The 14,524-nt window shown below is 62.6% G+C and carries 7 protein-coding genes, 2 tRNA genes and 3 rRNA genes; 3 read left to right on the top strand and 9 right to left on the bottom strand.

Annotated features, from left to right (window positions below; translation table 11 throughout):
- Positions 1–74: 74 nt before the first annotated feature.
- From PE066_RS13200 to PE066_RS13185, 4 genes are all read right to left on the bottom strand, one after another.
- Positions 75–722: a helix-turn-helix transcriptional regulator gene (locus tag PE066_RS13200; RefSeq protein WP_271232994.1), complete on the bottom strand. Its 648-nt coding sequence runs from the start codon at positions 720–722 to the stop codon at positions 75–77.
- A gap of 110 nt (positions 723–832) precedes the next feature.
- Positions 833–1,738 (bottom strand): esterase/lipase family protein, encoded by a 906-nt coding sequence (locus PE066_RS13195; RefSeq protein ID WP_271232993.1) that lies wholly within the window; start codon positions 1,736–1,738, stop codon positions 833–835.
- A complete protein-coding gene (locus PE066_RS13190; RefSeq protein ID WP_271232992.1) occupies positions 1,738–3,336 on the bottom strand; it encodes a GMC family oxidoreductase in 1,599 nt (532 codons plus the stop codon). The genes PE066_RS13195 and PE066_RS13190 overlap by 1 nt, the downstream gene beginning before the upstream one ends.
- Positions 3,337–3,340: 4 nt before the next feature.
- The gene (locus tag PE066_RS13185) at positions 3,341–3,847 is read right to left on the bottom strand and encodes a hypothetical protein (RefSeq protein WP_271232991.1); all 507 of its coding nucleotides are present in this window, start codon (positions 3,845–3,847) and stop codon (positions 3,341–3,343) included.
- Between the two features lie 67 nt (positions 3,848–3,914).
- Between PE066_RS13185 and PE066_RS13180 the strand changes: the two genes are divergently transcribed.
- Entirely contained in the window at positions 3,915–4,655 is a 741-nt protein-coding gene (locus PE066_RS13180) for an FFLEELY motif protein (RefSeq protein WP_271232990.1), read from the top strand.
- A gap of 44 nt (positions 4,656–4,699) precedes the next feature.
- Positions 4,700–6,391 carry an AMP-binding protein gene (locus PE066_RS13175; RefSeq protein ID WP_271232989.1) on the top strand — a complete coding sequence of 564 codons (1,692 nt, stop codon included), beginning with the start codon at positions 4,700–4,702 and terminating at the stop codon, positions 6,389–6,391.
- A gap of 212 nt (positions 6,392–6,603) precedes the next feature.
- Here the strand turns inward: PE066_RS13175 and rrf are convergent.
- From rrf to PE066_RS13150, 5 genes are all read right to left on the bottom strand, one after another.
- Positions 6,604–6,716: ribosomal RNA gene (rrf, locus tag PE066_RS13170) — 5S ribosomal RNA — on the bottom strand.
- 112 nt (positions 6,717–6,828) lie between these two features.
- Positions 6,829–9,705: ribosomal RNA gene (locus tag PE066_RS13165) — 23S ribosomal RNA — on the bottom strand.
- 281 nt (positions 9,706–9,986) lie between these two features.
- Positions 9,987–10,062, bottom strand: a tRNA-Ala gene (locus PE066_RS13160).
- A 17-nt stretch (positions 10,063–10,079) separates the two neighbouring features.
- Positions 10,080–10,156, bottom strand: a tRNA-Ile gene (locus tag PE066_RS13155).
- Between the two features lie 99 nt (positions 10,157–10,255).
- Positions 10,256–11,786 (bottom strand): 16S ribosomal RNA (locus PE066_RS13150).
- Together the 16S, 23S and 5S rRNA genes with 2 tRNA genes alongside form the textbook arrangement of a ribosomal RNA operon.
- Before the next feature lie 803 nt (positions 11,787–12,589).
- On the opposite strand from PE066_RS13150, the gene PE066_RS13145 reads away from it, so the two are divergent.
- Entirely contained in the window at positions 12,590–14,464 is a 1,875-nt protein-coding gene (locus tag PE066_RS13145) for an ATP-binding cassette domain-containing protein (protein ID WP_271236573.1), read from the top strand.
- The last annotated feature ends 60 nt before the right edge of the window (positions 14,465–14,524 follow it).

Here is a 14,524-nt window from a genome sequence, read left to right as displayed (position 1 = left end):
GGTCATCGGGGCCTGCCTCCCTGCGGCGGCACTCTAGCAGAGCCCTCCGGCGCCGCCAACGGGAGGTTTGCGGCTCAGTGCATCGCCTCGCACAGCAAGGCCGGCGCGACCGGCGGCAGCATCGCGACCCGGTTCACCAGCTCGCGCACGCCGCTCGAACGCGTCTTGGCGCACAGGCTGCGCACGTGGCTGCGCACCGTCGATACCGCCACGTGGAGCTGCTCGGCCACCTCGGGAGCCGAGTAGCCCTGGCACAGGATGGCGAGCACGTTTTCCTCGGTGGAGGTCAGCGAATGGCTGCGGGCGAAGAAGAACAGCATCAGCGATCCGCAGACCGACGGACGCGAGAACAGCAAGGCAGCGTGGGCCTGCCCCGCCGCAGGATCGCGCCGCACCGGCACCACGGCCAGGCTCACCCGACCGGCCTCGGCGCTGCCCAGCGTGATCAGGCTGCGCTTGCCGTCCACCGCCTTGGCCAGGGCTTCCTGCAGCACCCGGGCGTCTTCCGGAACGCGCACACGCAGACGCCCGTTGTGCAATGCCATTGCGCGTCGCCGGCCCAGCTCGTGGCGGGCGGCGTGGTTGGCGTGGAGCAGCTCGCCCTCGCCGGTGGCGACAGCGACGCCGTACGCCAGCTCGTCGAGCACGAGGTCCAGCAATGCCGGCGAGCCCCACCTCGCATCGGGCGCGCGCAGCGCCTCCCCTCCCGTCGTCGTATCCATGGTCTCCTCCCTCTGGAGGGCCGAGCTTAAGGAGCCGTCCGGCTGCAGACCAGTGAATACCGCCGCCACTTCCTGTGACTTGCTTCACCGGCGACCCGGCAAGCCGCCCTTCAGGTGCGCCCGACCAACGCGAACACTTCCTGCATCAGGGCCGGCCGGAAAGCCAGGTCGACGTGAGCGGCCCCCGCCAGCAAGCGGTTGTCGGCCCCCGGCAAGGTCGCCGTGGACGGCGGAAGAACGATGTTGTCGCAGTTGGTGTACCAGCAGGTGAAGAGGCGCGCGGCCTGCGGGTCCAACGCGCCCATCGCCAGCAGCCAGTCGCCGCCGATGCGCATCTGGCGCCCGTTGGGCATGCGGCTGAAGCGGGCCAGCCAGGTGCCGTGGTGAGGTGTGCCGATGGTGACCACGTGCGCCACCCGATCCACGTTGCGGCTGGTCCGCAGCCAGGCGCGCGCGGCCAGCCCGCCCATGCTGTGGCACACCAGCAGCGGCGGCCGCCCGGTGGCTTGCTGCAATCGGGCCACCGCCTGGTCGATGGTCCTGCCGTAGTCGTCAATGGAGCCGAACGCCGGCTCGAGGTTGACTGCGATGAAGGCGTGTCCGCGCGATCGGGCCTCGCGCAGCCAGGGCGTCCAGAAGCCGCGGTTGCACAGGAATCCATGCACGAAAAGGATGCCGGTGGCACCGGGACGCCCCTGCAATCGATCGGGTTCCTTGCGCCACGCGAAGGGCTGGCGCCATGCGAACACCCGGCTGGCGACCCCCACCTCGCGCAGCCAGGCGCCCGCCAGTTGGGCCAAGCTGGCCCTCGGCGCCGGGTCGCCGCGCCGGGCCAGCGGCAGCAGCAGGAACTCGACGCCCAGCACAGCCGCGTGGACCAGCATCAGGGCCAGCGCGCCGGCGACGGCCCCGGCCCGCGAGTGGTCCCAGACCAGGAGCAGCCAGGCCAGGGCCGCTCCCAGCAAGCCCAGCGTCGTGGCTTGCTGGAGCAGCGCAACGCTGGACTTCGAAGGCATCAGGCGAGTATCGCGTCGCGGCCGCCCATCCGGCGGGCCAGGTCCTGCGCCAGGCGGTTGACGATGCCGTAGATCGACAACTGCGGGTTGGCGCCGACGCTGGTGGGAAACAGCGAACCGTCGTGCACCGACAGGTTCTGCAGTTGCCAGTGCACGCCGTCGGGCCGCACCACGCCCAGCGCCGGATCGCCGGCCAGGCCGCAGCCGCCCATCACATGCGCGCTGACGATCTTGGCGAGCAGCGGTTTCATGGGCAGGGCCGCGACGGCGCGACGGGCCTCGTTCCAGTCCAGGTACGGCCGGGCGAGCTCGTGCACCGGCAGCACCCGCCGCGCGCCAGCGGCGAACTGGATCTCCATCATGCTCAGCAGGGCGCGGCGAGCGCCCTCCATGACGAAGTCCGTCAAGGGGTAGTCCAGCTGCGGCGATCCGTCGCCGCGCAGCCGCACCGAGCCGCCCGGCGACTGCTCGTGGAAGCCGTCGCGCAGCAGCGCAATCAGCACGTGCGTGTTCGGAAATTGCCGCATCAGATCCGCGTGCTCGCGGCCGTAGCCCGTGACCGTGGTGGCAAAGATCACCGGGTGGACCGGCGGGGCTTCCAGCTTGTAGCCGATCGGACCGTCGATCGGCTGCGTCTCCAGGAAATGATCCGAGTAGAGCGTTTGCGGCGCCCCCCGCCAGCCTTCGACCTTGCCGTCGAAGTGAGCCGCGGACAGGACCACGGGGTGCAGGAAGGTGCGCTGGCCCAGACGTCCGTGCGGGTCGGGTGCCTGCGACCGAAGCAGGACGGCCGGCGAGTTGATGGCACCGGCAGCCAGCACGTAGTGGCGCGCGGTGATACGGGTGGCCGGCCCTTCGCCCGAGGCGGGGACACAGACCAGCGCCGTGACGCGGCCATTGGCCAACTCGAGCCGCTCGGCGCGCGTTTCCACCAGCAGGTGCGCACCGTGGTCCAGCGCCCAGGGAATGGTGGTGACCAGCATCGACTGCTTGGCGTTGGTCGGACACCCCAACCCGCAGGAGCCCAGGTTCCAGCAGCCCTTGACATTGCGCTGGATCGCCGCCGTGGCGATGCCCAGGCGAGCCGCGCCGCGGCGCAGCAGAGCGTTGTTTTCGTTGGGCGGCAGCAGCCAGGGACCGATCGACAGGCGCCGCTCGGCCTGCTCGAAGAACGGCGCCAGCTCGTCATTGCCGAATCTCTGCAGGCCGAAGTGCCGCTGCCAGTGATCCAGCGTGGCCGCCGGCGTGCGGAACGAGCTGGTCCAGTTCACCGTGGTGGAGCCGCCGACGCAGCGGCCTTGCAGGATGGTGATGGCCTTGTCGCTGGTCTTGCGCGCCGCGCTCTCCTGGTACAGCGAGGGGTAGGCTTCGGATTCGAGCTGGCGAAAGTCGCTGCTGGTCTTCAGCGGGCCTTCCTCGACCAGCAGCACCTTCAGTCCGGCCCTGGTGAGGATCTCGGCGCTGATCCCTGCGCCGGCGCCGGAGCCGACAATCGCGACGTCGCACGCCAGCCGGTCGGGCACGGCGCCGTGCGGGCCGCCGGCCACGCGCCAGCCGCGCGCCAGGCCTTCACGGATCGGATCAGGCAGGCGGCTCATGGCGTCAGATGTCCATCGGCCCGGGATAGCCGAGCTGCGGCCAGGTGCCGCGATCGGAGAAATAGGCGGCGCCCGTGATGTCGTGCAGCGCCTGGTAGGCCTGCCGGCGCAGCGACAGCGACGAGATCCGCATCGATTGCAGCCCCTGCTGGATGCCGGCGAGGGGAGCCACCGGCCAATCTTGCGCGAGGCCGGCGAGCGCGCGCCGTCCGGCGCTAGTGGCCAGCAGCGACAGCAGTTGCGACAGCTCTTGCTGCGCGTGGGGCGGCAGCGCCGCGACCAGCGCGTCCACGCGATCGAGCAGGCCGTCGAGTGCCGCGGCTTGTTCCGCCGGGTTGGCCGGCAGGCTGCCCTCCAGCAAGGCACGGCCGACGTGGGTGAAGACGGTCCGGCCGGCGGGGGCCAGCCGGCCGCGCTGCCAGCCTGGCCCGAGCAGCGCGACCGCGCCGCCGCCAATGGCCAGCACCGCGGCTGCTCCGATTCCGAGCTTGAGCCAGCTTCTCCTGCGCATCCGACCACTATGGCAGCGGGCGCACGGCGGCGGTAGAGCACTTCGCCTAGTTAGACTGCGGGCCTGAATGGAAGCCGCCCGCAGCATCCGCGATGCCGTTGCCGCCGTCACGAGCCTGAGGCAGTCGGCGGGCGGGGACCACCGGTTGCAGGAGGCGCTGGTACAGGTCAAGCGGCTGCAATCCAGCCGCTTCGCCGGCACCTACGCGGACCTGCTGCAGGGTGGCGTCTATGCCCCTGCCGCCGCGTTCTTCCTCGAGGAGTTGTACGGCGACAAGGATTACGCACGGCGCGACGAGCAGTTCGCCCGGATTGCCGGCGCCATTGAAACGCTGTTTCCAGCGCATGTGAGCGACACCGCCGCCTCCCTGGCGCGGTTGCACGCCATGACGGAGGATCTGGACCTGCAGATGGCGCGACTCTGGCTGCGCAGCGCCCCGCAGGAACCACCGGCCAGGCGGTACGTAGCGGCCTGGCGCGAGCTGGGGCGCCGGCAGGAGAGGGTCGATCAGCTCGATTCGGTGATCCGGCTCGGGGAAGAGCTCGCGCGGCTCACGCGCGCGCCGGGGCTGCGGACCATGCTGCGCATGATGCGGGGTCCGGCGTCGGCCGCCGGTCTGGGCGCGCTGCAGCACTTTCTGGAAGCCGGCTTCGACACATTCGCCGGCATGGCCCGCCAGCGCGGCGCCGTCGAGCATTTTCTGGCGACGGTCCGACAGCGGGAGGAGGCGCTGTTCACGCTCTTGTTTGAGCAGGACCTGGCCGAAAGCGAGTCGGCGTTGGCGCGCATCCTAGGACAAGCCCCGTAGCGACCTGCGGCGCGCTGTCGACAATCACGCGCGAGGAGGCGACGATGCCCAAACACTGGCTGCGCAGCTACCCCGAGGGCGTTCCCCAGACGATCGATCCGGAGCAATACGGCTCACTGAGCCAATTGCTGGAGGAGTCCTTCCGCAAAAACGCCGCGCGCCCATTTGCGGTCTGCATGGAGCGCTGGATCTCCTATGCCGACCTGGACCGCTGGTCGAGCGCGCTCGGTGCCTGGCTTCAAGCCCAGGGCCTCGAGCCCGGCGCACGGGTGGCCTTGATGCTGCCGAACATTCCGCAGTTTCCGGTTGCGATGGCGGCGGTCCTGCGGGCCGGGTTCACCTGCGTCAACGTCAACCCGCTCTATACCGCGCGCGAACTGCAGCACCAGTTGCAAGACTCTGGCGCTACGGCGATCGTGATCCTGGAGAACTTCGGGCACACATTGGCCGAAGTGGTCGAAAGCACCTCGGTGCAGCATGTCGTGGTTGCGTCCATGGGGGACTTGCTGGGCTCCTGGTATGGACGCTGGATCACGTTTGCCGTGCGGCACGTTGCCAAGATGGTGCCGCCTTACCGGCTTCCACTGTCCGGCGGCCGCAAGGTCACACCGTTCGCGCGCGCAGTTCGGGCCGGCGCGTCGATGCCGTTGCGACCGGCTCCGCAGGCGCTGGATTCCGTGGCTTTCCTGCAGTACACGGGCGGTACGACCGGCTTGTCGAAAGGTGCGGTACTCACCCATCGCAACATCGTGGCGGCCATCCTGCAAGCCGAGGCTTGGTTCACCCCGGCCCTGGGCAAGGTAGGCGACATCCGGCGCGCCAATTGCATCGCGGCGCTGCCGCTGTATCACATCTTCGCGCTCACGCTCTGCCTGTTGACGATCCGCTGGGGTGCCCACCTCACACTGATTCCCAACCCGCGCGACATCCCCAAGTTCATCGAGGTGCTCAAGCGCCGGCCGTTCCACCTGCTGCCGGCGGTCAACACGCTGTTCAATGCGCTGCTGCAGCATCCCCAGTTCCGCAGCATCGATTTCTCGCAATTATGCGTGTCGCAAGCCGGTGGCATGGCGGCCTCGGAAGGCACCGCCCGTGCGTGGCAGAAGGCCACCGGTTGCGTGATGGTCGAAGGCTGGGGGATGAGCGAAACCTGCGCCATCGGGACCAACAACCCGGTCACTGCCAGCGAGTTCTCCGGCACCATCGGCTTGCCGCTGCCCGGTGTCGAGATCGCGATCAAGGATGACGCGGGCCGTAGTCTTGCAGTGGGCGAGGCCGGCGAGATCTGCATCAAAGGGCCGAACGTGATGACCGGCTACTACCTGCAGCCGGAAGAAACTCGCATGGCGTTTACCGATGACGGATTCATGCGGACCGGCGACATCGGCGCTATGGACGATCGCGGCTACACCCGCATCATCGATCGCAAGAAAGACATGATCCTGGTCAGCGGCTTCAACGTGTACCCCAACGAACTGGAGAACGTGATCTCGTTGTGCCCTGGCGTATTGGAGTGCGCAGCCATTGGAGTCGCGGACGACAAGCAGGGCGAAGCCATCAAGGTGTTCGTAGTGAGAAGCGACCCGGTCTTGACCGAGGAGGATGTCGCCAGCTACTGCCGCCAGAAGCTCACCGGCTACAAGCTGCCGCGCCACATCGAATTTCGCGACGAACTGCCCAAGAGCAACGTCGGCAAGATCCTGCGGCGGGAGCTGCGCTCGACGAAGCAGGCTTGAGTCTGCCGCTGAGCGGCCGCCGAGGCCGATCAATCGCCTTTTTCGGACCAGGCTGGTGCTTCAGCAATGGAGTCATGGCCGAACAACTCGGCAATAACCGCATCCGTGGAGACTGCGCATCAGCAGGCAAGGCTACCACTGCGCATTGATCGAGAAGAGTGCCGGAAAAGCAAAAGGCCCGGCATATCTGCCGGGCCTTTGCTGCTGTAATAGCCTGACGATGTCCTACTTTCACACGGGAATCCGCACTATCATCGGCGCAGAGGCGTTTCACTGTCCTGTTCGGGATGGGAAGGAGTGGGACCACCTCGCTATGGTCATCAGGCATAACTTGTCGTCATCTTGAGCGGGTCAAGACAACCAATTCATAGAGCCAATCAGCTTATTTGGATTGCGTCACTCGGCACAACAACCCTGATCTGAGCGATCAAAGTTATAGGGTCAAGCCGCACGAGCAATTAGTACTGGTTAGCTTAACGCATTGCTGCGCTTCCACACCCAGCCTATCAACGTCCTGGTCTAGAACGACTCTTCAGGGGCTCAAGGCCCCGGCAGATCTCATCTTGGAACGAGTTTCCCGCTTAGATGCTTTCAGCGGTTATCTCTTCCGCACTTAGCTACTCGGCAATGCCACTGGCGTGACAACCGATACACCAGAGGTGCGTCCACTCCGGTCCTCTCGTACTAGGAGCAGGCTTCCTCAAATCTGCAGCGCCCACGGAAGATAGGGACCAAACTGTCTCACGACGTTTTAAACCCAGCTCACGTACCTCTTTAAATGGCGAACAGCCATACCCTTGGGACCGGCTACAGCCCCAGGATGAGATGAGCCGACATCGAGGTGCCAAACACCGCCGTCGATATGAACTCTTGGGCGGTATCAGCCTGTTATCCCCAGAGTACCTTTTATCCGTTGAGCGATGGCCCTTCCATACAGAACCACCGGATCACTATGTCCTGCTTTCGCATCTGCTCGACTTGTCAGTCTCGCAGTTAAGCACGCTTATGCCATTGCACTATCGTCACGATGTCCGACCGTAACTAGCGTACCTTCGAACTCCTCCGTTACGCTTTGGGAGGAGACCGCCCCAGTCAAACTGCCTACCATGCACTGTCCCCGACCCGGATAACGGGCCTAGGTTAGAACCTCAAACGCACCAGGGTGGTATTTCAACGTTGGCTCCATGCGATCTAGCGACCGCACTTCAAAGCCTCCCACCTATCCTACACAGATCCGTTCAAAGTCCAATACAAAGCTACAGTAAAGGTTCATGGGGTCTTTCCGTCTTTCCGCGGGGAGATTGCATCATCACAAACATTTCAACTTCGCTGAGTCTCGGGAGGAGACAGTGTGGCCATCGTTACGCCATTCGTGCAGGTCGGAACTTACCCGACAAGGAATTTCGCTACCTTAGGACCGTTATAGTTACGGCCGCCGTTTACTGGGACTTCGATCAAGAGCTTGCACCCCATCACTTAATCTTCCAGCACCGGGCAGGCGTCACACCCTATACGTCCACTTTCGTGTTTGCAGAGTGCTGTGTTTTTATTAAACAGTCGCAGCCACCGATTTATTGCAACCCCATTGGGCTCCATCCGCGAGGGACTTCACCTACTAAGGGCACACCTTCTTCCGAAGTTACGGTGTCAATTTGCCGAGTTCCTTCTCCCGAGTTCTCTCAAGCGCCTTAGAATACTCATCTCGCGCACCAGTGTCGGTTTGCGGTACGGTCGTGTGCAGCTGGAGCTTAGTGGCTTTTCCTGGAAGCAGGGTATCACTCGCTTCGGCGGCAAGCCGCCTCGTTATCACCCCTCATCTAAGCCTGGCGGATTTGCCTACCAGGCACGACTACAGGCTTGAACCGGGACATCCAACACCCGGCCGAGCTAACCTTCTCCGTCCCCACATCGCACTGCACATCGGTACAGGAATATTGACCTGTTTCCCATCAGCTACGCATCTCTGCCTCGCCTTAGGGGCCGACTCACTCTACGCCGATGAACGTTGCGTAGAAAACCTTGCGCTTACGGCGAGCGGGCTTTTCACCCGCTTTAACGCTACTCATGTCAGCATTCGCACTTCTGATACCTCCAGCATCCCTCTCGAGACACCTTCACAGGCTTACAGAACGCTCTCCTACCACTTGCACTTGCGTGCAAATCCGCAGCTTCGGTAACTGGCTTAGCCCCGTTACATCTTCCGCGCAGGACGACTCGATCAGTGAGCTATTACGCTTTCTTTAAATGATGGCTGCTTCTAAGCCAACATCCTGACTGTTTTAGCCTTCCCACTTCGTTTCCCACTTAGCCAATTTTAGGGACCTTAGCTGGCGGTCTGGGTTGTTTCCCTCTTGAGTCCGGACGTTAGCACCCGGTGCTCTGTCTCCCAAGCTGTACTCTTCGGTATTCGGAGTTTGCCTTGGTTTGGTAAGTCGCCATGACCCCCTAGCCAAAACAGTGCTCTACCCCCGAAGGTAATACTTGAGGCACTACCTAAATAGTTTTCGGAGAGAACCAGCTATTTCCAAGTTTGTTTAGCCTTTCACCCCTATCCACAGCTCATCCGCTAGTTTTGCAACACTAGTCGGTTCGGACCTCCAGTACCTGTTACGGCACCTTCATCCTGGCCATGGATAGATCACTTGGTTTCGGGTCTACACCCAGCGACTGGACGCCCTGTTCGGACTCGGTTTCCCTGCGGCTTCCCTATTCGGTTAACCTTGCCACTGAATGTAAGTCGCTGACCCATTATACAAAAGGTACGCCGTCACCCTTGCGGGCTCCGACTTTTTGTAAGCATGCGGTTTCAGGATCTATTTCACTCCCCTCCCGGGGTTCTTTTCGCCTTTCCCTCACGGTACTAGTTCACTATCGGTCGATGATGAGTATTTAGCCTTGGAGGATGGTCCCCCCATGTTCAGACAGGATTACACGTGTCCCGCCCTACTTTTCGCTAGCTCAGTACCACACAGATCTTTTCGCGTACGGGGCTATCACCCTCTGTAGCCGGCCTTTCCAAGCCGTTCCGCTAAGTTCTGCGCTATCACTAGCAGGCTGTTCCGATTTCGCTCGCCACTACTCTCGGAATCTCGGTTGATGTCTTTTCCTCGAGCTACTGAGATGTTTCAGTTCACCCGGTTCGCCTCGCATGACTATGTATTCATCATGCGATACCCATAAGGGTAGGTTTCCCCATTCGGAAATCTCCGGATCAAAGCTAATTTGCCAGCTCCCCGAAGCTTATCGCAGGCTATCACGTCCTTCGTCGCCTATCATCGCCAAGGCATCCACCACATGCTCTTATTCACTTGACCCTATAACTTTGACGCCTCTCACGAGAAGCAAAGTCAATCAAGGAATGGCCAGGTCTTTCACCTGGCGCGTTATGCCGTCTTCATTCGAATTGCTTCGAAGTGAAGTTCAGTTGACGCAATCAAAATTGTTGTCCGCGGCACGGTCTGCCATGAAGCAGTTTCCGCGAACAACGCTGATTCGACTCTATGAATTGTTAAAGAACAGCCGATTGATTCCAGACAATGCCGGATTCAACAACAAAGCAGCCTCGTGAAAAGCCGCTTTGGTGTTGACTGATGAATGGTGGAGGATGACGGGATCGAACCGACGACCCCCTGCTTGCAAAGCAGGTGCTCTCCCAGCTGAGCTAATCCCCCCAGGATTAGAGAAGGGATGGTGGGTCTGGTTGGTCTCGAACCAACGACCCCCGCCTTATCAAGACGGTGCTCTAACCAACTGAGCTACAGACCCAAGCCGGTCGCTAGTCAACTCAGGTCAGACCCGGTCGGTGGCGACAACCTTCCAACAACCGATAAGTGTGGGCATTTGATTTGGATTGCGGTTTTCCAGAAAGGAGGTGATCCAGCCGCACCTTCCGATACGGCTACCTTGTTACGACTTCACCCCAGTCACGAACCCTGCCGTGGTAATCGCCCTCCTTGCGGTTAGGCTAACTACTTCTGGCAGAACCCGCTCCCATGGTGTGACGGGCGGTGTGTACAAGACCCGGGAACGTATTCACCGCGACATTCTGATCCGCGATTACTAGCGATTCCGACTTCACGCAGTCGAGTTGCAGACTGCGATCCGGACTACGACTGGCTTTATGGGATTGGCTCCCCCTCGCGGGTTGGCAACCCTCTGTACCAGCCATTGTATGACGTGTGTAGCCCCACCTATAAGGGCCATGAGGACTTGACGTCATCCCCACCTTCCTCCGGTTTGTCACCGGCAGTCCCATTAGAGTGCCCTTTCGTAGCAACTAATGGCAAGGGTTGCGCTCGTTGCGGGACTTAACCCAACATCTCACGACACGAGCTGACGACAGCCATGCAGCACCTGTGTTACGGCTCTCTTTCGAGCACTCCCGCATCTCTGCAGGATTCCGTACATGTCAAAGGTGGGTAAGGTTTTTCGCGTTGCATCGAATTAAACCACATCATCCACCGCTTGTGCGGGTCCCCGTCAATTCCTTTGAGTTTCAACCTTGCGGCCGTACTCCCCAGGCGGTCAACTTCACGCGTTAGCTTCGTTACTGATCCAGTAAAGGACCAACAACCAGTTGACATCGTTTAGGGCGTGGACTACCAGGGTATCTAATCCTGTTTGCTCCCCACGCTTTCGTGCATGAGCGTCAGTGCAGGCCCAGGGGATTGCCTTCGCCATCGGTGTTCCTCCGCATATCTACGCATTTCACTGCTACACGCGGAATTCCATCCCCCTCTGCCGCACTCCAGCGATGCAGTCACAAATGCAGTTCCCAGGTTGAGCCCGGGGATTTCACATCCGTCTTACATCACCGCCTGCGCACGCTTTACGCCCAGTAATTCCGATTAACGCTTGCACCCTACGTATTACCGCGGCTGCTGGCACGTAGTTAGCCGGTGCTTATTCTTACGGTACCGTCATTACGCCGTGGTATTAGCACAGCGCGTTTCGTTCCGTACAAAAGCAGTTTACAACCCGAGGGCCTTCATCCTGCACGCGGAATGGCTGGATCAGGCTTTCGCCCATTGTCCAAAATTCCCCACTGCTGCCTCCCGTAGGAGTCTGGGCCGTGTCTCAGTCCCAGTGTGGCTGGTCGTCCTCTCAGACCAGCTACAGATCGCAGGCTTGGTGAGCCTTTACCCCACCAACTACCTAATCTGCCATCGGCCGCTCCAATCGCGCGAGGCCTTGCGGTCCCCCGCTTTCATCCAGAGATCGTATGCGGTATTAGCTACGCTTTCGCGTAGTTATCCCCCACGACTGGGCACGTTCCGATGTATTACTCACCCGTTCGCCACTCGCCACCAGGGTTGCCCCCGTGCTGCCGTTCGACTTGCATGTGTAAAGCATTCCGCCAGCGTTCAATCTGAGCCAGGATCAAACTCTACAGTTCGATCTTGATTTGTTGCCCCTCGCGGGGCCGCTCAAAAGGAATCGAAGTGAACTTCACTTCTCTTCAGTGAGCGTTTAATTGTTCCGAAGAACTTGGCAATCGCCATCAAACGCCCACGCTTATCGGCTGTATGTTGTTAACGAACCTTGCGGCGCCACCGGCTCATCGCCCTGCTTTGCCTGACTCGCTGCGATCAGCGAAGCCTTGAATTCTAACAGATTTTTCGAAGCTCTGTCAAACTCCTGCCGTCTTCTTTTCGCCTGCCGCTTCGTGGTGAAGCTTTGGCGAATCGCTTTCGGCGAAGCCCTTGATTATGGCACGTTTTCCGCCAGCCTCCAGGGTTTCTACCGATTCCGCCGCATCCGTTGGCCCGCTAGGGCCGCCTGATGCCTCGTCATCAGCAGAGCCTTTGATTCTATACCGGTTTATTCACGCCGGTCAACCAACTTGGCTCTTTTTCTTCTTCTGCCCCCGCTGCCGAAGTCTGGCGCCCTCTGGGCACCCCCTCATCAGCGGAGCCCGTGACTATAGCACGTTGAAAAGGAAACGCGACAACGCGGATGCACTTTCTTACCTGGTTGCCACAAGGGGACGCGTGGCCGAGCACGGCAAGACGCTCGACTTTGAACACCCACGGTACAAGGAAGAGCCTGACGTGGCGAGATCCAAGGAAGAGGCCGTGGCGCGGCGATCTGCTCCGCTTGTCGTTCCCTTCAAGTCTCGCGGCGTCCGCGCCATGCATTCACCCCGCCACGCATTCAGGCGCTCTCGTGTGCGGGGCACTGCCCATAATCGCCCGCGTCATGGCACTCCTCACCCTTTTGGACGCGCAGCTGGCTTTCGGCCATCTGCCCCTGCTCGATCATGCGCAGTTCGCACTTGAAGCCGGCGAGCGGGTCGGGCTCATCGGTCGCAACGGCGCCGGCAAGTCATCGCTGCTGAAGATCCTGGCCGGACTGGAGCGCCCCGATGACGGCAGCTTGCAACTCCAGCAAGGGCTGCGCGTTGCCTATGTGGCCCAGGAGCCTGTGCTCGACGATCAGTCCACGGTGTTCGACGTGGTCCGCCTGGGACTCCGCGATGTGCTGGAGCTCATCGGGCAGTACACGCAGGGCGACGGCGACCTCGACCGCCTGCAGGCACGCATCGAGGCGGGAGACGGCTGGAACTGGGAACAACGCGTCAATGAAACGCTGCATCGCCTGCATCTGGATGCGGCGGCGCGCATCGGCACGCTGTCGGGCGGGGTACGCAAGCGGGTCGCGCTGGCTCAGGCACTGGTCACTCGCCCCGACGTGCTGCTGCTGGACGAACCCACCAACCACCTGGACCTGGACGCCATCGAATGGCTCGAGGGCTTGCTGCTGGATTTCAAAGGCAGCGTGGTGACCATCACCCACGACCGCGCCTTTCTCGACCGCATCGCCACCCGCATCGTCGAACTGGACCGCGGCCGTCTCCATTCCTGGCCCGGCAACTTCAGCCGCTACCGAACCCTCAAGGAAGAGCAGCTCGCGCAGGAGGCAGTGGGCAGCGCCAAGGCCGACAAGCTGCTGGCGCAGGAAGAAGTCTGGATCCGCAAGGGCGTCGAGGCGCGCCGCACCCGCGCCCAGGGCCGCATCAATCGCCTCCACATGCTTCGCGAGCAGCGTGCGGCCCGGCGCGAAGCCGTGGGCCAGGTGCGGATGGAGGTTGCGACCGGCGCCTCCAGCGGCAAGCTGGTCGCCGAGCTCGAGAACGTGCACAAGGCGTTCGACGGCAAGGCCGTGGTGCGCGACTTTTCCGCGACGATCCTGCGCGGCGACAAGGTCGGGCTGGTCGGCCCCAACGGGTCCGGCAAGACGACCCTGCTCAAGCTCATCCTCGGCGAGCTGGCAGCAGACAGCGGCAAGCTGCGCCAGGGCGCCAACCTGCAGGTCGCCTACTTTGACCAGATGCGGGAGGCGCTCGACCTCGACGCCACGCTGGAGGATTTCATCAGCCCCGGCAGCGAATGGGTCGAGATCGGCCGCCAGCGCAAGCACGTCAAGAGCTACCTGGGCGATTTTCTGTTTCCCCCGGCCCGCGCGGCGTCGCCGGTGCGTTCGCTGTCGGGCGGCGAGCGCAACCGGCTGTTGCTGGCCCGCCTGTTCGCGCGGCCGGCCAACGTGCTGGTGCTGGACGAGCCCACCAACGACCTGGACATCGATACGCTGGAGCTGCTGGAAGACCTGCTGCAGGAGTACGACGGCACCGTGTTCCTGGTCAGCCATGACAGGACGTTCCTTGACAACGTGGTCACCAGCATCGTCGCGCACGAAGGCGACGGCCGCTGGCGCGAGTACGAAGGCGGCGTGCAGGATTGGCTGGCCCAGTCCCAGCGCAGCCGGTCCCTCGCGCCGATGCCGGCAGCGACGGTCGGAACCACGCGCGAGCCGCCGGCGGCTGCTCCGGCTCCAGCACCGGCACCCCAGGCGCGCCGCAAGCTCAGCTACAAGGAACAGCGCGAGCTGGAAGCCCTGCCCGGCCGCATCGATGCACTGGAGCAGGAGCAGGCGGCCATCACGGCCGAGCTCGCCGACGGCAGCCTCTATGCACGCGAAGCCGCGCGCGCAGCCCAACTGGCCACCCGCAGCTCCGAGATCGAAGACGAGCTGATGGCCGCGCTGGAGCGCTGGGAAGCCTTGGGCGAGCTGTAGGGCGCCACTGGCGCCAACTGGGGGCCACGGCTGACCTGCGGCGCGCCCCGCACGCACGGC

The organism is Ramlibacter tataouinensis, assembly GCF_027941915.1.
In the GTDB taxonomy this organism is placed as follows: domain Bacteria; phylum Pseudomonadota; class Gammaproteobacteria; order Burkholderiales; family Burkholderiaceae_C; genus Ramlibacter; species Ramlibacter tataouinensis_C.
Note: the sequence above shows the minus strand (reverse complement) of the source record. Positions and strands in the feature narration are given on the sequence as shown.